The sequence below is a fragment of the Flavobacterium alkalisoli genome (assembly GCF_008000935.1).
Classification (GTDB): domain Bacteria; phylum Bacteroidota; class Bacteroidia; order Flavobacteriales; family Flavobacteriaceae; genus Flavobacterium; species Flavobacterium alkalisoli.
On sequence record NZ_CP042831.1, the window covers coordinates 2515541 to 2539893 of the forward strand.

Annotated in this window: 27 protein-coding genes; 10 read left to right on the forward strand and 17 right to left on the reverse strand. The window is 37.7% G+C overall.

Features of this window, described 5'->3' with window-relative positions; genetic code table 11:
• The first annotated feature begins 13 nt into the window (after positions 1 to 13).
• Positions 14 to 379, forward strand: a complete 366-nt coding sequence (locus tag FUA48_RS11355; protein ID WP_147583639.1) for a hypothetical protein — start codon at positions 14 to 16, stop codon at positions 377 to 379.
• An 80-nt stretch (positions 380 to 459) separates the two neighbouring features.
• Here the strand turns inward: FUA48_RS11355 and FUA48_RS11365 are convergent, their stop codons facing one another.
• Together FUA48_RS11365 and FUA48_RS11370 are read right to left on the reverse strand one after the other, a co-directional pair.
• The gene (locus FUA48_RS11365; RefSeq protein WP_147583640.1) at positions 460 to 1023 is read right to left on the reverse strand and encodes a hypothetical protein; all 564 of its coding nucleotides are present in this window, start codon (positions 1021 to 1023) and stop codon (positions 460 to 462) included.
• Between the two features lie 5 nt (positions 1024 to 1028).
• Complete coding sequence (locus FUA48_RS11370) at positions 1029 to 1472, reverse strand: DUF4268 domain-containing protein (RefSeq protein WP_147583641.1); 444 nt, start codon at positions 1470 to 1472, stop codon at positions 1029 to 1031.
• A gap of 63 nt (positions 1473 to 1535) precedes the next feature.
• Between FUA48_RS11370 and FUA48_RS11375 the strand changes: the two genes are divergently transcribed.
• Positions 1536 to 2174 carry an NUDIX hydrolase gene (locus tag FUA48_RS11375; RefSeq protein WP_147583642.1) on the forward strand — a complete coding sequence of 213 codons (639 nt, stop codon included), beginning with the start codon at positions 1536 to 1538 and terminating at the stop codon, positions 2172 to 2174.
• 45 nt (positions 2175 to 2219) lie between these two features.
• A complete protein-coding gene (locus FUA48_RS11380; protein ID WP_129751228.1) occupies positions 2220 to 3023 on the forward strand; it encodes a lysophospholipid acyltransferase family protein in 804 nt (267 codons plus the stop codon).
• Positions 3024 to 3250: 227 nt separating this feature from the next.
• Here the strand turns inward: FUA48_RS11380 and FUA48_RS11385 are convergent, their stop codons facing one another.
• From FUA48_RS11385 to FUA48_RS11405, 5 genes are all read right to left on the reverse strand, one after another.
• Complete coding sequence (locus FUA48_RS11385) at positions 3251 to 5359, reverse strand: TonB-dependent receptor domain-containing protein (RefSeq protein WP_147583643.1); 2109 nt, start codon at positions 5357 to 5359, stop codon at positions 3251 to 3253.
• 85 nt (positions 5360 to 5444) lie between these two features.
• Entirely contained in the window at positions 5445 to 6299 is an 855-nt protein-coding gene (locus FUA48_RS11390; RefSeq protein WP_147583644.1) for a TraB/GumN family protein, read from the reverse strand.
• Positions 6300 to 6308: 9 nt separating this feature from the next.
• Positions 6309 to 6950 (reverse strand): hypothetical protein, encoded by a 642-nt coding sequence (locus tag FUA48_RS11395; protein WP_147583645.1) that lies wholly within the window; start codon positions 6948 to 6950, stop codon positions 6309 to 6311.
• A 12-nt stretch (positions 6951 to 6962) separates the two neighbouring features.
• Positions 6963 to 7457, reverse strand: coding sequence for an RNA polymerase sigma factor (locus FUA48_RS11400; protein WP_129751232.1), 495 nt, complete (start codon positions 7455 to 7457; stop codon positions 6963 to 6965).
• 40 nt (positions 7458 to 7497) lie between these two features.
• Entirely contained in the window at positions 7498 to 8559 is a 1062-nt protein-coding gene (locus FUA48_RS11405) for a DUF3810 domain-containing protein (RefSeq protein ID WP_147583646.1), read from the reverse strand.
• Between the two features lie 71 nt (positions 8560 to 8630).
• Here FUA48_RS11405 and FUA48_RS11410 point away from each other — a divergent pair, with 71 nt between their 5' ends.
• The 5 genes from FUA48_RS11410 (at position 8631) to FUA48_RS11430 (ending at position 14591) form a co-directional block, all read left to right on the forward strand.
• Positions 8631 to 8894, forward strand: a complete 264-nt coding sequence (locus FUA48_RS11410; protein WP_147583647.1) for a (2Fe-2S) ferredoxin domain-containing protein — start codon at positions 8631 to 8633, stop codon at positions 8892 to 8894.
• A gap of 55 nt (positions 8895 to 8949) precedes the next feature.
• Positions 8950 to 9636, forward strand: a complete 687-nt coding sequence (locus FUA48_RS11415; protein WP_147583648.1) for a hypothetical protein — start codon at positions 8950 to 8952, stop codon at positions 9634 to 9636.
• A 134-nt stretch (positions 9637 to 9770) separates the two neighbouring features.
• Complete coding sequence (locus FUA48_RS11420; RefSeq protein ID WP_147583649.1) at positions 9771 to 11237, forward strand: aminoacyl-histidine dipeptidase; 1467 nt, start codon at positions 9771 to 9773, stop codon at positions 11235 to 11237.
• Positions 11238 to 11362: 125 nt separating this feature from the next.
• Positions 11363 to 12388 carry a hypothetical protein gene (locus FUA48_RS11425; RefSeq protein WP_147583650.1) on the forward strand — a complete coding sequence of 342 codons (1026 nt, stop codon included), beginning with the start codon at positions 11363 to 11365 and terminating at the stop codon, positions 12386 to 12388.
• Positions 12348 to 14591, forward strand: coding sequence for a hypothetical protein (locus FUA48_RS11430; RefSeq protein WP_147583651.1), 2244 nt, complete (start codon positions 12348 to 12350; stop codon positions 14589 to 14591). Before FUA48_RS11425 ends, FUA48_RS11430 begins: the two co-directional genes overlap by 41 nt.
• A gap of 51 nt (positions 14592 to 14642) precedes the next feature.
• On the opposite strand, the gene FUA48_RS11435 is transcribed toward FUA48_RS11430, so the two are convergent.
• The 5 genes from FUA48_RS11435 to FUA48_RS11455 all read right to left on the reverse strand — a co-directional run bounded on the left by FUA48_RS11435 (position 14643) and on the right by FUA48_RS11455 (position 18099).
• Positions 14643 to 15020, reverse strand: a complete 378-nt coding sequence (locus FUA48_RS11435) for a hypothetical protein (protein WP_147583652.1) — start codon at positions 15018 to 15020, stop codon at positions 14643 to 14645.
• Positions 15021 to 15118: 98 nt separating this feature from the next.
• A complete protein-coding gene (locus tag FUA48_RS11440) occupies positions 15119 to 15685 on the reverse strand; it encodes a pentapeptide repeat-containing protein (protein ID WP_147583653.1) in 567 nt (188 codons plus the stop codon).
• 74 nt (positions 15686 to 15759) lie between these two features.
• On the reverse strand, positions 15760 to 16281 hold the full coding sequence (locus FUA48_RS11445) for a DUF6265 family protein (RefSeq protein WP_147583654.1): 522 nt from the start codon (positions 16279 to 16281) through the stop codon (positions 15760 to 15762).
• A 68-nt stretch (positions 16282 to 16349) separates the two neighbouring features.
• Positions 16350 to 17168: a helix-turn-helix transcriptional regulator gene (locus FUA48_RS11450; RefSeq protein ID WP_147583655.1), complete on the reverse strand. Its 819-nt coding sequence runs from the start codon at positions 17166 to 17168 to the stop codon at positions 16350 to 16352.
• Positions 17169 to 17196: 28 nt separating this feature from the next.
• Positions 17197 to 18099, reverse strand: coding sequence for an NAD(P)/FAD-dependent oxidoreductase (locus FUA48_RS11455; RefSeq protein WP_147583656.1), 903 nt, complete (start codon positions 18097 to 18099; stop codon positions 17197 to 17199).
• 112 nt (positions 18100 to 18211) lie between these two features.
• On the opposite strand from FUA48_RS11455, the gene FUA48_RS11460 reads away from it, so the two are divergent.
• Positions 18212 to 18586, forward strand: a complete 375-nt coding sequence (locus FUA48_RS11460) for a Fur family transcriptional regulator (RefSeq protein ID WP_129751243.1) — start codon at positions 18212 to 18214, stop codon at positions 18584 to 18586.
• A gap of 85 nt (positions 18587 to 18671) precedes the next feature.
• Here the strand turns inward: FUA48_RS11460 and FUA48_RS11465 are convergent, their stop codons facing one another.
• Positions 18672 to 19145: a hypothetical protein gene (locus FUA48_RS11465; protein WP_147583657.1), complete on the reverse strand. Its 474-nt coding sequence runs from the start codon at positions 19143 to 19145 to the stop codon at positions 18672 to 18674.
• 228 nt (positions 19146 to 19373) lie between these two features.
• Positions 19374 to 20114 carry a hypothetical protein gene (locus tag FUA48_RS11470; RefSeq protein WP_147583658.1) on the reverse strand — a complete coding sequence of 247 codons (741 nt, stop codon included), beginning with the start codon at positions 20112 to 20114 and terminating at the stop codon, positions 19374 to 19376.
• Between the two features lie 292 nt (positions 20115 to 20406).
• On the opposite strand from FUA48_RS11470, the gene prfA reads away from it, so the two are divergent.
• Positions 20407 to 21480, forward strand: a complete 1074-nt coding sequence (gene prfA / locus FUA48_RS11475) for a peptide chain release factor 1 (RefSeq protein ID WP_147583659.1) — start codon at positions 20407 to 20409, stop codon at positions 21478 to 21480.
• Positions 21481 to 21574: 94 nt separating this feature from the next.
• Here the strand turns inward: prfA and FUA48_RS11480 are convergent, their stop codons facing one another.
• The 3 genes from FUA48_RS11480 to FUA48_RS11490 form a co-directional block, all read right to left on the reverse strand.
• The gene (locus tag FUA48_RS11480; protein WP_147583660.1) at positions 21575 to 22060 is read right to left on the reverse strand and encodes a hypothetical protein; all 486 of its coding nucleotides are present in this window, start codon (positions 22058 to 22060) and stop codon (positions 21575 to 21577) included.
• Positions 22061 to 22129: 69 nt separating this feature from the next.
• Positions 22130 to 23692: a hypothetical protein gene (locus tag FUA48_RS11485; RefSeq protein WP_147583661.1), complete on the reverse strand. Its 1563-nt coding sequence runs from the start codon at positions 23690 to 23692 to the stop codon at positions 22130 to 22132.
• Positions 23693 to 23873: 181 nt separating this feature from the next.
• Positions 23874 to 24302 (reverse strand): response regulator, encoded by a 429-nt coding sequence (locus tag FUA48_RS11490; RefSeq protein WP_147583662.1) that lies wholly within the window; start codon positions 24300 to 24302, stop codon positions 23874 to 23876.
• Positions 24303 to 24353: the final 51 nt, after the last annotated feature.

A 24353-nucleotide genomic window follows, 5' to 3' on the forward strand; every position in this document is an offset into this window, starting at 1 on the left:
GTAATAACTTATAATGTTATACCCTAAAGGTTATTTTCACCTAAAGGAAAAAATGGTTACTTTTATCGCGGTTCCCCACCTCATAACCAAACCAATACAACACCTTAAAATGAGACCGTTCTTTAAAAACCAAACTGATTCCAAACCCCCGCATGAACACCACATTAGCTACAGGCATAATGTAGGCGAAGAAGTTTTTTTTATGTACATGAATGGCGTAAGAAAAGCTATAGTAACCAATGTTGTCATCAAAAAGAGTAGGAAAGCCACCGATATTTGGTGTGTGGTAGACAAAAATCCCTGCGGGCCGCTGCACAGCAAGACATTTAGGGAAGAAGAGCTTTACAGTACCAAAGCAGAACTACTGGAGTCGCTTTAGGTATTTATTTCCAGATCCCTGATGTAATCTTCGTATTCGTAGAAAAACAATTCAAATGCCCCCATTTTTTTAAAATAAGACTACATTTTTGTACCTAAATAATAAACCTTTTTCTCTGCCGGATTTATAAATATCAGTTCTGCCGCATTGGGTGTAAGTCCGTAACAGTTAATTCTTCTCGGATAAACAAAAAAATCTTTTGTCCTTAATTCATATTCCTTTGGAAACCAGGGTATTTCATGATGCCAACCATCAACAAACGTTACAGCTTCGTTTAAAACTTCAGGAAGGTTGTCCATACGATAAAACTTAGCAGATAAAATCTCATTTTCACCCTTTTTTGTCAGTTCATCTATACTTACGTTGCTTATTTGTATCTCATAGGCATCAAGGTAATCGCCTGTAAATGATTGGGCGGAAGTGTAACTGTTCACCACATTCTCAATTCTATCATCACCAAGACCGCAGCAGTTTAAAACAAACCTTACATCTGATTTTGTTGCCGTGTTGATTTCGGTTTTATTCCCCCATGTTAATGTATAATATGTATAACCTCCAATAACAATTACGCCAAAGAGCGAAATAGCACCCCAAATCAGTAAAAGCAGTTTACCCACTTTAAGTAACTTTTGTTTTGAAACCATAGTTGTTAGGTATTTATTTCAAGATCCCTTATATAGTCTTCGTATTCGTAGAAAAACAATTCAAATGCCCCCATTTTTTCATTAAAGAAGTCGAATATCTCATTCCACGTATTCCTGTTATGCAGGCTTATCCCTGTTTTTTCAACCCAAATACGGCTAATGGCCTTTCCCGTTTCCAGGTAATGTTCCCTGTCCAGTATGGCATCCGGCAGATACTCTTCAAGCAGTATGTTTTTTAGCGACTCTATCTTTTCAAAATAAATTTTACGCTTTTCGTCCTCTTTAGGTTCGATGTCCAGCATTACGCGTGCCTTTTTGTTATCTACATAAAATTTAAAGGATACATCCTTGATCTTGGTATCATACAACAGCCATTTTCTCGGATAGGCATCGGCAAATGCGGTCCAAAATTCCTTTTTCATCTGTTGTGCTTCGGCTTTGCTAAACATGCTTATAGGGTTTTAAATGTCCTCTTTTTGGAGTACCTTTATAGGTAAATAGATTATTACCTAATGAAGTTTACTGACTTTTTAAATTATGTACCAAAAATACTAAATCAGGAGTTACCAGCCCTTAATGCGCATGCAAAAATGGCTCCCAGTGAGAGAATACAATCGCTAAACCCTGATTTTTATAAAGATAGCAACCCCAAGCAAAGTGCCGTAATGATGCTGTTTTACCCTAAACAGGAGCAAACACACCTTATTTTGATAAGGCGTAACGAATATCCGGGAGTGCATTCGGCACAAATATCCTTTCCGGGAGGGCAGGTAGACCCGGTGGATTTAGACCTGAAAGATACGGCCCTGAGAGAAACTTATGAGGAAATAGGGGTAACACCTGCAGAAATTGATGTGGTTATGCCCTTTAGCCAGATCTATATACCGCCCAGTAACTTTTTGGTAAAACCCTTTATGGGGCTGGCGGCACAAACCCCTGTTTTTGTTCCAAATCCGGATGAAGTAACGGCGCTTATAGAACTTCCGCTGGATGTTTTTCTGGACGATTCGATAGTTATAAATACCGAGATGAAAACCTCTTATGCACAAAAAATAGCGGTTCCGGCATTTAAGTTTGAAGACTATATAGTTTGGGGAGCTACCGCCATGATAATGAGCGAGCTTAAAGAAACAATAAAAAACGCACTATAATGAGTACGATTTCGTAATTTTGTTGTTTGATATAGTAAATAAAGTATGGGTTTATTTAAAAGAAATCCGTTTGGACATATATTATTTTTAAAGAGATGGCTTATACGCACTTTTGGCGTACTTACCCACAGGCGTTACCGCGGTTTTAATGAGCTTCAGATAGAAGGTTCTGAAATTATTAAAACTCTGCCGGGACAAAACGTTCTTTTTATCTCTAATCACCAAACCTATTTTGCCGATGTAGTGGCAATGTTTCATGTGTTTAACGCCAGTTTAAAGGGCAGGGTAGACAGCATTAAGAATGTGGGCTATCTGTGGCACCCTAAGCTTAACATTTATTATGTGGCGGCAAAGGAAACCATGAAGTCCGGACTATTGCCAAGGATACTGGCCTATGCCGGCGCTATTACTGTAGAGCGTACCTGGAGGGCAAAGGGACAGGATGTACAAAGAGAAGTGAATCCGAACGACACAGAAAATATAAGAATAGCACTGGAAGACGGATGGGTTATTACCTTCCCTCAGGGAACCACAAAACCGTTTAAGCCTATCCGTAAAGGTACAGCACACATTATAAAGCAGCATAAACCAATTGTTGTCCCTATAGTGATAGATGGTTTTAGGCGTTCGTTTGACAAGAAAGGGCTAAGGATGAAAAAGAAAGGGATATTGCAGTCCTTTATTATTAAAGAGCCTTTAGAGATTGATTATGATAACGATACCATAGATGAGATTGTAGAAAAAATTGAATATGCCATTGAGCAACACCCTTCTTTCCTAAAGGTTATTCCTGCCGAAGAGCTGGAAGCACAGGAAGAACTAAACAAAAAGCGACAGTGGGATTATTAAAATACAAAAGAGGCTATTTAGCCTCTTTTTTTTATTTCTTGATATAGTATAGAGAGTGTAAACAGCCTCAAAAAAAGATTTCTCCTATCGTCGAAATGACACTCAAACCCTTTAACAGATGATGGTGTTATTTTGAATGTAGCGTAGCGGAATGAAAAATCTCTTAATTTTATAAAGGTTTTCCATTTCGACCTTGTGGAGAAATCTCAATTATATAATTCAGGTTTTTAATTCCCTATAGTATTTTCCTTTTGTTGCGGAGTATTGTTGTTTAATATATCTTCCTGCTTATCCTGTTTGTTTTTACCCGGTATTTTATAGTTTAATGAAAAACCTACACGCCTGGAGTCATATTTATTATCTGAAGAAAGGTTTGTGCCTACCAGGCCATAATTTTGTGTGTTGGTATTAAACACATCGTTTACATAAACCGAAACGGAAAGGTTATCTGAAAGGAACTTTCTTGAAAAGGTTAGGTCCAGTCGCTGATAAATAGGTTGTTTTACCGTGTAGTACAAATAATTACCACCAGCGCTCGTAGTGTTAAAGTTTGCGGTGAACTTTACCTTTTTTGGCAAAATAAGCTGAGACATAAGGTTAAAGTTCCAAACGGCTTTTGTATCTAAACCCGGAATGATGTTTTTTCGCGACCCGGCATAAATATACAGGAAGTTTATCTCATCGGGATTAAAATTCATTTTCAGGGTTTCGGTAAGGCCTTTTGTAAAAAGCATATAAGGCACCGGTATACCAAAATTAAAACTACGGGTGGTTACCTTATCCACATTTTCCGAAACTCTCGCGGCTGTGCCTTCATCGGTAGTTATAACACGTGTTGTAATTTCGTTATTGGCTTCGGTAATGGAGTAGTTTATAAAAAAGTATTCAAAAGCATTTAATTCTATTTCGTAATTGTTGTATATGGTAGGCTCCAGGTTAGGATTTCCGTAAAACTCTATATTGGGGTTCTGGTAGTTCGTGTTGTTTGGATTTAGTGCAGATGTATCGGGCAGGCTTATCTTTTTGTTATAGTTTGCCTTGGCATATATTTGAGGAATTAATGTGTATTGTACTGTACCGTTGTAAAAGAAACGTGTTTGGTTAAACGGAATAAGGTCATCGGTATCGGTATTTCCTTCTATGTTATAGGACTCGAGGCGACCGCCGGCAATAAACTCAAGCTTTTTGTAGGTAGTCTGTGCTTCGGCATAGGCAGCATACGTGCTTCGCCTGTAATCCAGATTTGTAGTACCAAAACTCATTGCCTGAAAATCGAGTAGATCGGCTAAGACCCCTGCACTTATTTTTCCCTTGTCTAAAAGGCTTATGTCCTGCGAATAATCAGTCTTAAACTGATAGAAATCCTGATTGCTGTCGTTGCTTAAAACATCGTTTTGGGTGATTCTTGACTGCTGATCGAAATTACCGTCGTTGTTATTGTAATTGAAAAGGAAGTCCAGTTTTTTTAAAGGGTTTTCAAAGCGTTTTTGGTAAGTAAGCGCCACATCGTTATAAAAGTTCTTAGTATGGCTTTTGTCGCTTGCGGTAAACCCTAGACCCGATGCTTCAACATAAGAGCTGTTATTGCTTGTGGTAATGTTGTAGTTAACAAGCAACCTGTCGTACTTAAAGTCAAACTTTACACCTGTTCTCAGGTAGTAGAACCTGTTATACCTGTCAGAATAGTTATTGGTAATAATTACGTCAGGGCTGTAAAAATTGCCTCTGTTGTAGCTTTCGCCGTAAGATTGCCCACCCTGTATCTGCCAGCTAAAAAGTTTGTTTGCGGCACTTAAAGTAACACTGTTGTTAAACCTGTGTCTTGCCTTGTCATAATTGGTATAACTGTATCCGTTAGAGTAGGTGGCACTCAGGTCTTTTTTAGCATTTTTAGCGGTTATTATATTTATAATTGCCCCGCCGGAAGTAGCAGGGAATTCTGCACCGGGATTCGTAATTATCTCTACCTTTTCTACGGTATTAGCGGGCATTGACTCTAAATAGGTCATTAACTCGTTTGAGTAAATGTTTAAAGGACGGCCATCCATATAAACCTGAAGGGCTTTACCCTGATATATCGCACCGCCAACTTCTGAAATGAAAAGCCCCGGAAGTTTTCTAAGCCCTTCCATAAGTGAACCCGAATTAAGATAATCCTGTTCGGAAAAATCAAAAATAACACGGTCTGCTCTTCTCTCTACAGCTTTTTTCTTTTTATCAATAACCACTTCATTAAGTTCAGAGTCCATTTGCTTAATGCTGTCGTTTGCGGTTTTATCCTGAGCAAACATACTGATTGATAGTACTGTAAACAGTAGCGTGTAGAAGAACTTCATAAGGCGTGTTTTAGGTTGATTGATGATTGGCAATAAATATAGGATTTATTGTACTAATTGCCAAAACGATATGTTTAGCAGATAATTACTTAACCGCTTCTACCTTATAACCTTTTTTTCTAAGGAGCATAATTACGCCTTCTTTACCGCCCAGGTGGGCAGCGCCTACACCAAAAAAGGTAGGGGTTTGTTTAGCTGTTTCCTCTATTTTAGGAATCCAGTTTTTGTTACGGTTATTAAGCAGCACGTCGGCATTGTCGCCGTACATTTTATTTTCGCTGTCGGCCATAAATTTCATAATCGCGTTAAGGTCTTTAGTACGGTAAACCTCCTGCATTTTATCAAATTCTGCCTTGTCTTTTTCAATACCGTCTTTTGCCGTTTTAATCAGTTCGTTCATTTGTTCCTCATAGGAAATATCGTCAAATACTGCCAACTGCTCCTCTAAAGTTTCCAGTCCGTAAACCTCTTCTTTCTGCTCGTGGGTAACCTTCATGAGTTCATCTTCAAAAGATTGCATAGGGCAGTCCATGTATTTAGGCATAAGTGACATGCTTATCATAGAAGGCTTAAAACGATTCATCATTTTAAGCGGTATACCCAGTTCTTTGGTAATAAAAGTATCTAATACCGCAAGGTCTTCTGTTGTAGCAAGGGAATCGAGGGTTACGCCATCTTTCATCATCATACCGCCCATCATTCCCGCTTTCATGGCAGGGTCGTCCATATCGAGCTCTAAGTATAGCTGCTTGGTATCGTTTAGGGCTTTTATTACGTGTTCGTCCAGAGTGGCATCGCAGGTAACGTGTATGGTGCCAAAAATATAGGAAGGCTCCTTAATACCGTTACCGGAAATTTTCCATAACAGTGATTTTTCAAGCTGCTGTGCATTTAAGCCAATGGTAAAAAGTGATATAGCGGCGATAAGAAGTTTCTTCATGGTATCTCTTTATATTTCTATTTTTTTAAGTTCCTGATAGTTTCTGTTAAGGCGTTTAAGCAGGAAGCCATATATAAGCTTATAGAATAACCAAAATAGTGCTACAAACAGCAAAATAGCTATTATACCTACACCATAATAAAGCAGGTTAATTACAAAACCTTTTCCTTCCTGTTCTGCTTCCTGGAATAATTCAATCCACTTAGGGTCATAAGTATGTACATATTGAATGGAAATTAATGCCAGGATAAAAGTAGCAATAAGTTTTACCATTATATAACGGGAAACAATTTTTCTGGACTTTAAAATGTTAGCCATTAGGTTTTTAACCTTATCTGTATTTTTAATTTTTTTGTAGTTAATATAAAACAGGTACATGAAAACTACATTTATACCCATATCTATAACGGTAAAGGTTATGTTTAGAACCTCACCCATATAGTTTACCATTGTTTTTGCGTTTTGAGTATCGCTTAGCATTAATGAAAGTGTTAGGAAAACCGCAAATTCAATAATGCTTATAAGCAATATCCATTTTACTATAGAAGACGACTTTTTATGGAGCATGCCATAAATTTCGTGCTCAGAGATCCTTGGGTAGCGGTCTCCGTTCTTCTGCCAGTCATTTTTTAATTTATCTAATACGTCCATCTTATATCCTTGTTACGGATTTAATATTTTTTTGAGTTTCCCTTTTATTCTGTTCATTTTTACCCTTGCGTTCACTTCGCTGATACCAAGGGTGTCGGCAATCTCGCCATAGTCCTTATCCTCAAGGTACATAAACACCAGTGCCTTTTCTATATCGTTAAGCTGATGCACCGCCTGGTAGAGGAGTTTAAGGTGTTCTTCTTCTTCATAATCATATTCCTCCTGGTTTACTTTATGTATGGTGTTGTTAAACTCTACGGTATTAACCGTTCTGGATTTTTTTCGGTATAGGGTAATGGCCGTATTAAGTGCCACCCTGTATGCCCAGGTAGTAAATTTAGAGTCGCCCCTAAATTGCGGAAACGCTTTCCATAGCTGTATGGTAATTTCCTGAAAAAGGTCTTTGTGGGCGTCTTCACTATCCGTGTAGAGCCTGCAGATTTTGTGTATCAGGTTTTGATTTTCCTGAAGCTGTTCGACAAATGACCTTTCTAATTCCGATCCCATGATGTATTGGTATATGGAAATGTAAAAATGTTACACGTTGTTATAAATCTTTTTCTTTATAATAATTTACCAAATACCCCACAAACTTACTGTAGGTTTCAAGTCCGTCTTTCTGGTGGTTCATTTTCAGGTAATTATCATAAAAACCTTTAAAAATAACTTCTATAAAAGAGGAGTAATAATCGTTAAACTGTTCGCTTTCCTCAAAGTTGCGCAGTATGCCGTTATTAATAAGCGGCAGCAGGCTTTTTGCCTGTTCTTCATCCAGCTTTTCTATATTCCTTAAACAGTATTTTAAGGCAAACACGTATCCGGAATATTTAAAGTACAAATCGTCGTTATGTATAGATGCCATATACCCAATAAAGTTGGCCTCGCTTTCGCTGGCATAACCCAACTGGTGCGACATCTCGTGGCAGGTGGTGGTAGGATAATTGTACAACGGTAGGTTGTAGTTTACCTGAGCCTCGTTGGTAAAAGGGTTAAGGTATCCGCCAAAGCCCATGTAAGACAGCGGCGTACTTATAAGCGAGGACTTAACGCTTTCGGTCTTATAAGTAAAAAACGGATATACCTTTGAAAGGTTATCGTATCCGTTTAGGGCCTTATCATAAATCTGGCTTACGGTATACGGGTTTACCACTTTCAGGCTGTCGTTTGGCTCAATAAGGTTATGCATGTTATTGGCCTTTACAATAAGGCGTTTGGTAAAGGCCAGCAGATCATCCTGAGTGTATTTTTTTTCAAATCCCATTTTTTTATTCAGGGGAATCCTGTGGTAATTTACCGCCCAAAGTGAATAGAACAAAAAGTAGAATACCGAGAAAAAGCTAAGTATGCTTAAAATATTCGTTTTGTACTCCCTGCGCCATGTTTTTCGGGTTTTCCAGAGCCAGCGAAGAATAAAGAAAATAACAATACCGTAAATGATATCGCCCACCGAGAAACCGAATAATCCGAAAAAAGTACGGGAGCATTTTGCGATAAAAGGGTAGAGGCCGTTGCTGTAATAATTCTCAACAAATTCGGGGAAAAAAGATAATACGTTTACAATCAATATCTGTACAAACAGTAAAATACTCAGTATAATCTTTTTCTTCATCAGGTTAATGTCTATGAGTTGTAAATATAAGTAGTATTTTTGTACTGATAAACTGTTACTGTGTTAACCCGATGAAAAAGATTGATGCTCCCGAGAAGGTTATTTTTATGTGTGACGGAAAAAAATGTGGCCGCTACAACAAGTCGTTGCGCAAATGCTTTAAGGAGGAACTTAAAGAAGCAGGGCTTAAAAAGGACGTGGAGATTATACGTATGGATTGTACCGATAATTGTAAGAATGCTCCCGTAATAAGCCTGCAGCCGCAAAACGTATGGCTTGCCGAAGTAAGCGAAAAGGGCGTACCGCAACTAGTGAAAGATTATTTTTTAAAATAGTTTTTGTCACATAATCAGTGTTTTAGTATCTTGAGGGACTAAATCACACCACCTTATGAGAAAAATTATTTTATGCCTTGTTTTTCCTCTACTCTTTACAGGATGCCTGAAAGAAGATACTACCCTTGAAGTCATGCCTATTCACGTTCACGGACGTGTTACCGATAGCTATACCGATGAACCTTTTAACGATTTTAAACTCGTGGTAATGGAGTTTAACAGAGAATCTATTTTTAGTCCGCCCGGATATACAGAAGAATATATAGGAAATGTTGGCACGGTTTATACCGATCAGGAAGGGTATTATGACCTTACTTTTATGACCACAGGTGAAGGCGATACTTATTATATTTATTATGATTATGAAAATCAGGATTTTGATTCTGTATGGACGAATGATATTAGCCCTGTAAAGCTTGATCAGGACATATCTAACGAAGTGAACTTTAGTTTTATTCATTTGTATCCTGCTACCCTGATAATAAACACGGCTCCCGATCTTGAATATGCGCCCATAGGCATAGGGCATTATTTCACTTACCCAAATCTTGAAGTAATTGAAGAAGCAGGTACCCAAAGTATAAGGGAAATAGCTATTAGTAAAAGCTATAAGGTTGAAGTGAAGTTTTACAGGGAATTGCCGGATGAAACCCTCCAGAAAGCTGTTTTTGAATTTCCTCCAACAAACACTACAGCCCCAACCGAATTTGAAATTAATCTTACCAATCAAGATTTTGAGTAATTATATATAACGGTAATAAATAGTAGCTGTTTCTTTAAATACTTAGGCTATTGAACTTTCAATTTTTTACCTTTGTGTCTCCGTTTTTGTAACGGACATGAAATGAATTATTAAAAAGATAAATATCACTATTAATGAGCCAGGAAGTAAGAAACCTTGAGCCTAAAGCGCTCTGGAACAAATTTGCCGACCTGAATGCCGTACCAAGGCCTTCTAAAAAAGAAGAAAGGGTAATTGCCTTTATGAAAGACTTTGGTGCTAAACTGGGGCTGGAAACCATAGAAGACGAAGTAGGTAATGTTATTATAAAAAAGCCTGCCACACCGGGCATGAAAAACCGCAAAACCATTGTTATGCAGTCGCACCTTGATATGGTGCACCAAAAAAATGCCGATACGGTTTTTGATTTTGATACTCAGGGTATCGAGATGTATGTGGATGGCGACTGGGTACGTGCTAAAGGTACAACCCTGGGGGCAGATAACGGTTTAGGTGTTGCTACCATTATGGCTGTTTTAGAAAGCACAGATATTAAGCATCCAGCTATAGAAGCCCTTTTTACCATTGATGAAGAAACAGGCATGACAGGGGCAATGGGCCTTAAAGGCGGACTGCTAAACGGTGAGATACTGCTTAACCTTGATACCGAAGAGGATGATGAAATTGATATAGGATGTGCAGGTGGTGTTGATGTAACTGCCGAAAGAACATACAATGAAGAGGAAGCTCCGGAAAACTCTGTAGGGTATACCATTACCGTAAAAGGCCTTAACGGCGGACACAGCGGTATGGATATAGACAAGGGTTTAGGGAATGCCAATAAAATTATGAACCGCCTGTTATTTGACAGTTTTGAGAACTTCGGCCTTCAGATTGTTGAGATTAACGGAGGAAGCCTTCGTAATGCTATTCCGCGTGAGAGCTTTGCTAAGGTTATCATTTCGAGCGTATTTGATGAGGCTTTTGTGTTTGATATGCAGGAGGTTATCAACGATATTAAAACAGAATTCAAAACTACCGAGCCTAACCTTGAAGTTAAGATTGAAAAATCGGGCGATACACCTGCTAAGGTTATGGAACTTGGTGTGCAGGAAGGCCTTGTGCGTGCGCTTTATGCTGCACACAACGGGGTATACCGCATGAGTGCCGATATGGAAAACCTTGTGGAAACGTCAAACAACATTGCAAGGGTAATTGTAAAAGACGGTAAGATACACATTGGGTGCTTAACGCGTTCGTCTGTAGAAACATCTAAGTTTGACCTTGCCAATGCACTTCGTTCGGCATTCGAACTTATAGGCTGTGAGGTAACTTTCTCCGGTACTTACCCGGGATGGACACCTAACGTTAGCTCGCCTATACTTGAGGTACTAAAAGAGATATACGAAAAGCAGAATAACGAGAAACCTCACGTTGTGGCATGCCACGCAGGGCTTGAGTGTGGTATATTAGGTACTAACTACCCTGATATGGACATGATATCGTTTGGCCCTACCATTAAAGGGGCTCACTCTCCGGATGAAAGGGCAAGCATTAAATCGGCTCAAAAATACTGGAAATTCGTACTTGAGATATTAGAAAATATCCCGATGAAAAACTAATATAAGCTGTTTATTTACAGTAAATTAAAATCCCCGCAACAGCGGGGATTTTTTTTATTAAAAACTATCGTAAAATATATACCTTTAAATCGCTTTTAGCGTTATTCAATAAACCACCTTATTTAATGAAAAAGATACTATTTGCGGCATTGTTTGCCTGCATCTTGTTTTCCTGTAAACAAAACAAACCGGAAACGGTAGAGCGTGCCTTTTACTATTGGAAAAGTAACAGATCGTATATTAGTGATATGGAAAGAAAGGTACTTGACTCGGCTCAGGTCACTAAAGTTTATGTAAAGTTTTTTGAAGTGGAAAAGAATGATGTTATGGGTAATATTCCCATTTCAAAAACATCATTGCGTTTTTACGATGTAAAGGATTACTTTACTTTTGTTCCTACGGTTTATTTGCATAACGATGTTTTTTCTAAAATAGATAAAGCCTCACTTGATACCCTGGCTAATAATGTAAACTATCTGATAGATAAGTATGTCAATGATAAGTTGGTGCCCGATGCGGTTACAGAGTACCAAATGGATTGCGACTGGACACCGTCTACTAAAGAAAATTACTTCTATTTCCTTAAAAAGATAAAAGAGCTTTCGGGTAAAAAAATAAGCTGTACGCTAAGGCTCTATCCCTATAAGTATGCCGATAAGATGGGAGTACCTCCTGTAGACAGCGCCATGCTTATGTGCTACAACCTTATTAACCCAATGAAAAACCACGACAAGAATTCGATATTAGATATTGATGAACTGTCGTCTTACCTGGGAGATTTTAATTACCCGCTTCACCTTGATGTGGCTTTACCGCTGTATTCCTGGGCGCATGTGTATCAAAACAATCAGTTTGTACAGGTATTGTATACTGATATTAAGGAGCTTAAAAAGTCCCTTAAACCACAAAAAGACCTGTGGTATGAAGTTACCGAAGATATAGAGGTAAACGATTTTTACTTAAGGAAAGGCGATAAAGTAAAAATTGAAGAAATGAGCGCCGACTATATTAATAAAGCGATTGCCGTTATAACTAAGAAAGTGCCTTTTGATAAAAACATTACGGTAAGCTTTTTCCATCTTGACGAAACACAACTAAGCCCTTATACCCATGAAGAGATTTCAGCTTTTTATACTGGTTTTACTAAGTAGCTGTATTATAGGGTATCCCTGCGGGTATTACCCTTATGGCGATGATGTACGCATGTGCTTTTTTAAGCCTGAAAGTCAGGATTACGACTATTATTCACCATTTTTTTATACCTCACAGTATTTTAACGACATTGAGGCAGATAACGGCACACATGATTTGCCTAACGATATTTTTTGGTATAACTACTGTAATGGTAAAGTACCTATGCCGGTTGTAAAAGAGTGTGTTTATTCTCTTCCTGCCAATGATTTAGACAAGGCTTCACTTAACGGTATGGTTCAGCATCTTATTAATGCCAATGATACCATTGCCCTCAATTATTTAAGATTTGCCAAACAGTGTGAGCCTGCTAACGGGATTTATGATGATCCGTGGGAAAAGGATGAAGAAAGCTTGGTAAAACAAAGACAGGCACTTATAGCAAAGGCTATTGAGTATAGTGAGGCATCCGGTAAAAAGGAATTTAAGCTGCGTTATGCTTTTTTAGCCATACGCCTGGCTTATTACAACGGTAATTATGATACCATTCGCAGTTTGTATAAAGAAGTGTTTTCACAATCGGCAAACAAAGATGTGATATATTACTGGGCAATGCATTTTTATACATTAACTATTGAAGACAAAGCCGAAGCAGCCTATTATGCAGCACAGGTATTTGCCAATGCACCCGACAAACGTTTTGCGGTTTATAGCTCGTTTGAAAAGGATCAGCCGCTGGATGAGGTTTTACGCTTTGCCCAAAACGATAAGGAAAAAGCTAATATTTATGTTTTAGCTGCTCTTAGGAAACTTGACAGGACTTTAGATTATATGGAGAAAGCATATAAACTGGACCCTAATAATGAGGGCCTTGGCTTTATAATGCTAAGGGAAGTAAACAAACTTGAAGACTGGATACATACACCTTACTATACACTTTTTACTCCGGCAGTAACAACAGAAAATTATCCTGAAAGTACAGAAGGAGTTATAATGAAAAGGGTGGAGGAAGACAGACAGTATGCCCGCGAGGTGCTCTTGTTTGTAAATTCTATGAAGACCGACGATGTGTACTGGTTACAGGTAAAGGCTAATTTAGAGTTGCTTACCCAACAGTATAAGGAATGTTTACAGACTGTAAAAAAGCTGAGTAAAAAGAAATTTGATAGTATCGAAGCCAAAAACCAGATTGAAAAGATATATGCTTTGGCACTAACGGCTTCTCAGCAAAAAGGTAAGGCCGTAATTCCTGAAAAGGTAAAACCACTGCTACTAAAGTTTAAGAAAGACCAAAGGTTTGTTTTTGCTATTGGCAGGGAGTTGGAATATAAAGGCAACACTACCGATGCGGCTTTAATGTACTGTAATCTTGATAGTGAGTATTATGGAGAAGAAAACAGATGGAGTTATGTTTTTTGGAAAGACGGAAAAAATACAGGCAATGATTACGACTACTATAGCGACTGGTTTAGTTACATTAATTTTAATTATACGCCGCAGCAAATAGAAGAGCTTATACAAAACATAAATAACAATAAGGCTAACGATTCGTTTTCTGAGTGGAAGTATTCCTGGATAACGACTAAACTAAGTGTTCTATATGACTTATTGGGAACAAAATATATAAGGTTAAATAAACTTGAAGAAGCTGCCGCTGCATATGAAAAGGCGGGGAACAGGCACTGGGAAGACAACTATGGTTTTTGGGAAAGGAAGTCATTTTTTAGTAATGGGAATCAGTTTGATCAAAATCCTTTCTATACGCTTAAATATACTCCGGAGTTTATCCCGATGCGTGATACAATTAAATTGAACAAGTATACGGTAACAAAACAGCTTATCAATTATCTGGCGAAAGCAGAGGATAAAAATGAAAAGGACAGGGACTATTATTATTTCCTTGTGGCCAACTGTTATTATAATATGACCAATTACGGTAACTCATGGATGATGAGGCGTTATTATCAAAGTTATGCCGAGGTAAGAGGGCTAGAAGATGATGAGGAGTATTACGATTGTGTTTTGGCTAAAAAGTATTATTACAAAGCCTTTGAACATGCTAAGACAGATAAGTTTAAGGCACTTTGCTTAAGAATGATAGCTAACTGTAATAAGAATGAAGATGATAAAGAGTTACTTAAATTTGCAACAAGTAAGGAAATGTATGAGGATCTAACCTCTAACTGTACACGATTTGCAGATTATTTTAAAGCAAGACGATAAAACAAAAATCCCCGCTATTGCGGGGATTTTTTATAGTATGATATTGTTTATTTAGTCTTGTGGCGGTGTGTGCGAATACCTGTAGCTTGAACTGATAAATACCAGAGAGTCTGCAGTTAATTTAAATACCTGAGCTTCTACAGAGCCACCTACTATACCCGAAACAGGTGTAACTTTTAGTGTGTGGTCGTCAACCCATTCCCACTGACCAACTCCCTGACCTAATCCGAAATTGGACTGATCCTGAATGTATACACCATCTTCTCCAAAATACTTTGAAGCATAGTCTAATGGGTTATCAGGGTTAGGATACCAGGTTCCGTAAATAAAACTTTGATTTATTCCGTCGTTAACGGCTTCTGATGAATCATCGCTTGAACATGCAAAAAGTAAAAATGCCGGAATAATCAAATAGAAAGCTTTTTTCATTTGTGTAAGGTTTTTGGTTTATAATTTTATAAATATAAAAACTTTAACTAAACAAAAGCTTTTTTTGTAAATAAAATAGTAATAAATCTAACTTAATGTTATTCTATAACGATATTAAACTTATCCAATAAGCCGGTTACGGCAGGTAGTGAGAATTTAGCTTTTTTAATGCGGTTCTGTTCCGGGTCTATGGAGTAGTTTATTGAAGAACGCAAATCGGCTTTTTCCAATATGGTATTTTCAAATATGGCATTTTTAAAATCGCAATTGGTAAACGATGCTTCGGTAAAATCGGTTTCTGTAAGGTCGGCTTCCTGCAGGTTGCAGTTTATAAAGCGCGACTTTTTAAGCTTAAGCTGATAGAACGAAGTAAGGTTTAGGTAGCAGTCGGTAAAATTCATGACCATCAAAAACGGATCGGCAATGCTAAAGTTAAGCCCCGTTAGTTTGCAGTCTTTAAAAAACACCTCCTTAAACCCTGTGCCTTTGCATTTGGCATTACTAAAATTACAATCGGTAAACTCACATTCGGTAAATACTACACCCGTTAAATCTGTTCCCGAGAAATTACAACCCGTAAACGTGCAGTTTTCATATTCGCCTCCGGCAAATGCTGAGGTGGTGCAATCTTTACCTTTAAAATCGATACCTTCTGTAAATTCCATAACTATTTTATTGAAGTGCTAAAATAAGAAAACCCCTGTAATAGCAGGGGGTTTATGTATTAATAAAAAACAAATTATCTTCTTTGAAGAGGAAATTGTTCTGTTGCCGGTTTACCGTTTTTAGTACCAAATATCTCTGCCATAATTGAGTCTGCCGATATCTTGTTGTAAACAATTTTGTTGGGATAGTCGTGTGCCGGATTTTCAAAAACAATCTGTGCATCGGTTGCAGCCGTCATTTCAAAACCTACAGGCTGTTCGTTATTTTGTCCGGGTACGGTAACAATGTAAGTAAGCTTTCCGTTGGCTTCCACAAGATCTGCCTTTTCGGCAAAAACAGTGTCTTTGCTGTTAATTACAAAGTAGGATTCCCCTTTGTAAACCGAATCGTTTTCCTTTTTCCATCGTTCGGTAAGTTCGCCTTCTTCGCTTACGCTTCCCCATTCGCCTAAAAGCCAGTTGGCTTTTTCAAGCTCCTTGTAAGTCTTGGCTTGTGTAACAGGAACGGCTTCGGCATTTTGTGTTGTTTCTTTCTTGCAGGAAAAAGCAATGCAGCCCAGTGCTATTGCAAATAATAGGGTAATGTTTCTTTTCATGATTATAGTTTTGTTTTATAAGGCAAAGATGAGGTTTGCCTTAAAACAAAAATTGTAAAAAAGCGTCATCAGTCATCAAAACTGAAATGTTTTACCATTTCGAGATTTTCAGAGAAGTATTGCTTAGGGTTAAGTCCGGTAAAATCTTTAAAGTCTTTAATAAAATGTGCCTGATCATAAAAGCCTCCCTCATAAGCAATGGTGGTAAAGCTTTTAAACTCCTTATTCTCTATAAGCTGAAGCATGTTTTGAAAACGGGTTATACGGGCAAACAGTTTTGGTGTAATACCCACAGCCGCAGTAAACCTGCGTTCCAGCTGGCGCTTACTTATTTTAAGCTCATCGGCCAATTCGTCTACAGCTATGTTGCCTACACTTTTTATCATGGCATCTACACAGTGCTCCACAGGGGCATTGTCTACCTTATATTCTTTTCTTTTGCCTAAAAGAAACTCCTCTAAAACGGCAACCCGTTCTTCGTTTGTGGAGCAGGCAAGCATCCGTTTTTCCAGCGCCTCACCGTCTTTACCCCAAACCTGAGCTGTGGTAAGAGTATTGCCTGTAAAGGTGTCTACATCAAAATCTATAAAAGGCTGTAATCCGGCGGGATGCATCCTGGCACTAAAAACGCCTATTTTACCCATTGCCTGTAACTCAAAAAAGGTTTTTAGCTGCCCGTGTATAAAGCAGGGCTCCTGAATATGGAATTCTGTTTCCGTATCATATTTCCGCCAACGGTCGCTGTAGTTAAAGATAAGCTCGATGCAGCCATCGGGAAAAATACGCTCCCTTTCATGCTGAAAGCCTTCTTCCATATCTTCTATACTCCAGTACAGCTTTACCTGTTTTGTTAATTGTGGGTTAGGTTTGTAGGTCTTATATTCCATGCCTCCAAATTAACCAAAAAAAAAGACATTAAAATGTCTCTATAGCAAGTATGCCATTTATCGCCGCTCCGGCTTTGTTGCCCGTTGCCACTGCGGTTGCCACACTTCGCATAGGTGTTGTGTTATCTCCGGCAGCATAAATACCTTCTACAGTAGTCTTTTGCAGGAAGTCTGCCTTTAGGTAACCCATTTCGTCCAGCTCGCAGCCCAGTTTTTCGGGCAGCGTACAATGCTGTTTAGGCGTTGGCCTGTAATACACCACTCCAAGAGGAAAAGCCTTTCCGCTGGCAGAGATAAGCGCCTCTGCCTGTCCTTTAGTGTGTTTTACCTTTATTATCCTGTCTTCTATAATGGTAATATTATGTTTGGCAAACTGCTTTAACTGATCGTCGTTAAACTCGGCGGGGCCGTTTGTGTAAATGGTAATGTCATTGGTAAGTTGCAGCAGTAAGGCAGCATAGTGATGGGCAGCTTCGCCGTTACCCACTATACCTGTTTTTTTATTTCTTGCCTCATAGCCGTGGCAGTAGGGGCAATGCACTACAGATATTCCCCAGCAGTCCTCAAAGTTGTCTATTGCAGGCAGGTCATCGGCTACTCCGGTTGTAAAAAGTAATTTAAATGCAGTGACTGTTTTGCCTCCTTTGGTTTGTACGCTAAAAGTATCGTTACGCTTTTGGGCATCGGTAACGGTATCATTTAAAAAACTTACGGTAGGATAGGTCAATACTTCTGCCTTAGCCCTTTGTGCAATATCGGCAGGTGTTTTACCGTCGTTAGTTATAAAGTTGTGGGAGTGGGGCGTATGCCTGTTGCAGGGCTTACCGCTGTCTATAACCAAAACTTTTCGTTGTGAACGCCCTAATGCCATTGCTGCCGAAAGCCCTGAGTAGCTTCCGCCAATGATGATAACTTCGTAATCTGTTTGCATAAATTTGATTTTTTGATTGATGATTGAACCGGGATTGTTTGGCAAATGTATATAAATTTTGTATTATTGCAATGCGATTGCATTAATTTATCGCAACAAAATTGCATTAGTAATGAAAAGACGTAACACACCGGCAAAAAGTACTATAATGACACTGCTTAAGTCGGCAGAGTCGGCCCTTAGTCAGGATATGATAGAGGAGAAGGTAAAAGGGGATATGGACAGGGTAACCATATACCGTGTGCTTAACAGCTTTTGTGAAGACGGTATAACCCACAAGATACTTGCCGATAACGGTAAATATTATTTTGCGCTTTGCGACAGCTGTAACGATGAGGTACACAACCACGATCATTTTCACTTTAGGTGTACCAAATGTGAAAAGGTAGAATGCCTGGACGAGCAGGTAACCATTAAACTGCCCGACGGTTATGTAATGAAGAGCATAAACAGCTGGGTAACCGGAGAATGCAAAAACTGTTCATAAAAAAAGGAGACAAAACTGTCTCCTTTTTTTATTCATTGGTAGGTGCCCCTTTCCTTACAAAGTTTTAAAAAAATTTGAATTTGAATTATAGTGTTGATGATTGCGCCTCTACTTCTGCTATCTTTTCATAGATTTTAGAAAATTCATGAGGCTGTGGGTTGGCATATGTAAAATACATCTTGTTATTCCCTTCAGGGAAAGTCAGTTTGTAGTTTACAGGCCAGTAAGTCGATTCGGTGTCAATAGCATAAACATCACCTTCTACCTGTGTCCAGGTTAGTGCCTGAATGTGCGTACCATCCGGGCAGTTTTTCCTGAAGGCTCCGGTTCCGTCCTGCTGGATTAAGAAAATTTCTCTCTGGCACTCGTCGGCAATAGGAGTATAAACTCCGTCATACATGGTTCCTGTTGCTTTCCAAACGCCAAAAATAGATGCTGGTTGTTGCGATGTTTTATCGGTTCCTGCCATTGTGTTGTCATCTTCCCCGCTACAGGCAGTAACCAATAATAGTAAAAATAGCGGAGCAAGAGTTAAAAATCCTTTTTTTAAGCTTTGCATAATTATTTAACGTGTATTCTTGTAAGGAGGGGGTGCAAAGATATACGCTAAATAAAGAATTGCAGATGTAACAAATGTTAATTAATTGACAGTTAAGTGTTTAATTGTAAGAAAAGACTTAGTAAACAATGCGTTAACAAACACTTTGTAACGGTTTGCGTAAAATACTGTAAATAAAAAAAGCCCGCAAACAGGATGCCTACGGACTTTTAAAAAAAAGATATATTTTTAATAGAAGTATCTTGTATAATACTCTTTGTTAGCTGATTGCCCCGAAGGAACTATAGTCATATCATTACCTTCAAAGAAAATTTGTACTGCATCCTGCAGTGTTCCGTATTCAGAATTAATAGTGTAATATTCATCTGCATTTTTTATCCATGTAAGGCTTTCACTTATATCTCCAATACCACAATAGCGTAATTTAAAATGACCTGTATTAGATGAATATAAGTTTATATATTTTTCGTCACAATCATCGGCTGCTTGATAGTTTCCATCAACTACTTCTCCTGTAAGCTTCCATCTTCCAATTAAATAATCCTGTCTTACAAATACAGAAGTAAATGTACCGTTCACACCATTACCGGTTAAATGGATAGTGTTATCATCTTCCGGAAAAGTTATTGTACCGCTTTGGGCTGATCCATCATAAGAGTCTGTCCATGTGGCGCTATAAGCATCCCCGTTTTTTTCCCAGTTTAAAACAATAGTAGGTTCAGTATAACCACAATCATTAGTTATGTAGTAAGCATTTTTATTGATATTATTTGTAACCAGGCTTACATTGTAGCACTCATCAGTCTCTTCAATAAACTGTCCGTTCTCTATATATCCTATATATCGCCAGTTACCAATAAATCGATCAGAAATAAAATTCGTTGTATCATCATCGCCTGAACATGATACCATAGTGAATATTGCAAAAACTGCAAATGCCTTGAGTAAAAAGTTGTTTACTTTTTTCATAATTAAAAATTGAGTTATTTATTTAGTGTTTATTACTGTTTTTGGAATGCTTATCATCATATGGCATGATGAAAGTAAAACAAGGAAAGACTGCTAAAAAATTAAGCAGGTTGCTGCTTATATTTTTCATGATAGGTAAGGTTTATGGTTAATAGGGTTGCAAATATATATTTTTATTAAAAACTACCTAAACAGATTTTAACTTTAATATATAAAACCAAAATAGCATTAATAGAAAATAATACAGGAAAATTTCGTAATTTTGCACCTCGAAAATAAGGAGACAAAAAACATGTTAGACAGGTTACAGATAATAAAACAGCGCTTTGATGAGATTTCAGACCTTATCATTCAGCCGGATGTGATATCCGACCAAAAGCGTTATGTACAGCTAAATAAAGAGTACAAAGACCTGAAAGGGCTTGTGGAAAAACGCGATGAGTACATTAAAGTAACAGGAAGCATTAAGGAAGCTCAGGAAATTTTAGCCGATGGCAGCGATGCAGAGATGGTGGAAATGGCTAAAATGGAACTTGACGATGCTAAAGAGCGCCTGCCACAGCTTGAAGATGAAATAAAATACATGCTTATACCTAAAGATCCTGAAGACGCTAAAAACGTAATGGTGGAGATTCGTGCCGGTACAGGTGGGGACGAGGCGAGTATTTTTGCCGGAGACCTTTTCAGGATGTATACAAAATACTGCGAAAACCAAGGCTGGAGAACCAGTGTTGTTGATATTAGCGAAGGTACATCGGGTGGATTTAAAGAGGTTATCTTTGAAGTTACCGGAGACGATGTATATGGTACACTTAAGTTTGAAGCCGGTGTACACCGTGTACAGCGTGTACCGCAAACAGAAACTCAGGGACGTATACATACATCTGCAGCGACTGTAATGGTATTACCGGAGGCTGAGGAGTTTGATGTACAAATTGATATGAACGATGTTCGTATTGACCTTTTCTGTTCGTCAGGGCCCGGTGGCCAGTCGGTAAACACAACCAAATCGGCTGTACGTATGACGCACATCCCAACCGGACTTGTGGCACAGTGTCAGGACGAGAAATCGCAGCATAAAAACAAGGACAAGGCTTTACAGGTACTTCGTTCACGTTTATATGAAATGGAACTTGCCAAGAAACAGGAAGCCGATGCAGCTAAGCGTAACTCGCAGGTAAGCAGTGGTGACCGTTCGGCTAAGATTCGTACCTACAACTACCCGCAGGGGCGTGTAACCGATCACAGAATTGGCCTTACACTTTATGACCTAGACGGTGTAATGAACGGAAACATACAAAAGCTTATTGATGAGATACAGCTTGTAAACAATACAGAGAAACTTAAAGAAAGTGAAGTTTACTAAAAAATAAGAATCCCGCCAATCGGCGGGATTTTTTATATTTCAGGCATATAAGTAGAATATAACCCTACCTGATACATGGTGACTTTTCCCTTTTTTATTTCGCTCTTAAATGGTTTCCTTGCCATATCATATATTCATTATCATTTATTTTAAAGATTATGAAAATCATATCTTTAAAGCGTAATTCATTGGTAATGTATTCCTCAAGCGTTATATAATCAGGTAGTTCTTTTTCTTTTAATCTAACAGGCGGATCATAACAAGTAAACCACTTTGAGAATATGGGTCTTTTTATAGGAGTTATTATTTTAGTATAATTAATATTTCTGTTCTCTTCTTTTTGCTTTTTTACTTTGTTTTCATATTCCTTTAAGGCTTTTGCTCTATTGTTTCCATCAATATACTCTTTATAATAAATAGAGAAGTTAGCAGTTAATGAATCTGAAGAAATTTTATAATTGTCAGCATACTCACTTTGAGAGTCATAATATACATAAAGGCGTGTTTTTTTTTCGTCCTGACAAAGACCTTTACTACAAGTGAAAAGTATTAAAAGAGGAAATATGATAAAAGTTCTCATTTTTAAATAAATTAAATGGACAAATATAACTTCATATTCGTTAGAGGAAAAAGAAATAATTATTTAAGCTTAATTTGAACATGAAGGATTAGAGTTTTTATAATTGTTATAAGTGGCTAATATTTGTAAACGTTCCGCCTGAGGAATATTTTGCCAAGCTACTGTTGGATTTTGTGGTAAGCCTGTTTGTGCATTGAATGTTCCTTCACCCATTAGACCAACCCAAGCTATAGCCTCATATACGTCTTCACTTTGTGTATTGTCAAATTCTTTTAAGACCTGAATAATTATATCTCTGTAGTGTTGAGCCATCATTTGATGCTGCGCATCAGATAATTCGCCGTCAATTGCAACATTTGATTCATATCTTAAATAATAATCGTAAAGACCAGGGAAATCATTTTTAAGATTTTCTAAATAATTTTGCCATTGCTCTGATGACCAGCCATTATATAAAGATCCTGTACCAGCTACCATTAATAATTTTCTATAAATTTCTGCATGTAACAACTCATGAATCATCGTGCCTGCAACATCAAGAGGTGGAACCTGACTTAGTACATTTGTACTAAAAACTATTTCAATAGTGTAATTTGAAGGTATATTAGTAATCGCATGATTAGAAGTTGAAGCTGCTGAGAGTTTTAAATGTGCTACAGAAAAATCATCATCAAAATTATTTAAATATTCTTGAAAAGTAGGCGAACCTCCTAATTGATTATATACACTATTTAGACAATCATTATCTTCAAATGTTTGATCTATTATAATTTTAAAAGGCAATAAAACACCAACCTCTTCTTCTTCGCCGCAAGGATTTAAAGTGTCGTCTAAAGGAGGTACATTAAAAGATCGTGGTGAACGACTTACTAAATACCAGCCTTCATCATCGGTTCCCCCGGGTTCCATTTCATCTTCACCATCTTCTCCTGTACTACCCTGTGAGCTAAAATAACTTAAACTCATTGACAGATATTGTGCTTCTACTAAAACCTGATTATGGGGGTTGCCATTACCATTAGGGTTCCATGGTTCACCGCCACCACCACTACTGCCACCAGTATACCCACCGGTTCCGCCTGGGCCAGAACCTCCTTGAATAGGTATCCCGTTTATAGGTGTTTCTCCACACGGATTTCCTTCATCAGCACTAAGCAAACTGAAGGTTATAGTACCATCCATATTAATAAAATCACTACCTCCATTATTAAAACGGTCAGCAAATTCAGTAGTCATTTCATATTTAATAAGGCGTGTTTTTTTGTAACCATCATTATCACTTATAACTAAGTTAAAGAAAATAGATTCAGAACTTAAAGGGTGGTTTACTCTGTATGTGTAATGGATTTTTCCTGTACGGTCAGTATTCTCTAGTACCTCTGTTTGATCAATGGTAAAAATTTCCCCATTTTTAGTGTTAAAACCGTTGTTTTTAGATCTTATTTGAGTCATTTGTTCTTCGTAAACCTTTAAAGCATTTTGTAAATCATCTCCCTTTAACAGGCGATGTTTGGCTTTTGTATTTACGGATGAACTTGGTTTAATTATTTCATCATCTTTATTACATGATAATATAATGATAGCCATAATTCCTAATATACAGGAAATTTTTAGTAAGGTGTGTTTTTTCATAAAAAGTAATTTAGGTTAATATAATTATAACGCTAAATTATAAAAAATAATATAATAAGTTTTTGATTTTCAATAATAAAGGTGTTTCTTCATTTATAGGGTTTTGAACTATTAAAGATAAAAAAATATCCCGCCAATCGGCAGGATACTTCAGAGTAGTAGATATAAGGATTAGTAGTAATTAGTTCGTTGCTGCATTTTTCCAATAGGTAATAATATCATTAATAACCTTTTTGAATTTGGTATAGCTTACAGGTTTTCTAAAATACCCCTGTATGGACAGCTGAAAAGCTTTCCGCATGTTTTCCTCGCTGTTGTCAGACGTGGTTAGGAATATAAAAGGTATGGCACGTTCCCTTATTTCGGCATCGTTAAAAATAAGATTACGCAGGTCGAACCCGTTTATTTTAGGCATGTTTATATCGGAAATGATAATAAAAGGATCGCAGTCGTCCGATTTTAAAAAGTCGATAAGATCTGCAGCTTCTTCTATAATAACCAAACGGTTTTCATAGTTATGCTCTTTGCCGAGTTCTTCAAAAATGCTGATAAGGATGTCCCTGTCGTCAGCATCGTCTTCAATAATGATAATGTCTCCGTGTGTATTCATATTATGGGGGATGGTAGTTATTTAATAAATTTAAATCTATAAATTAAATTA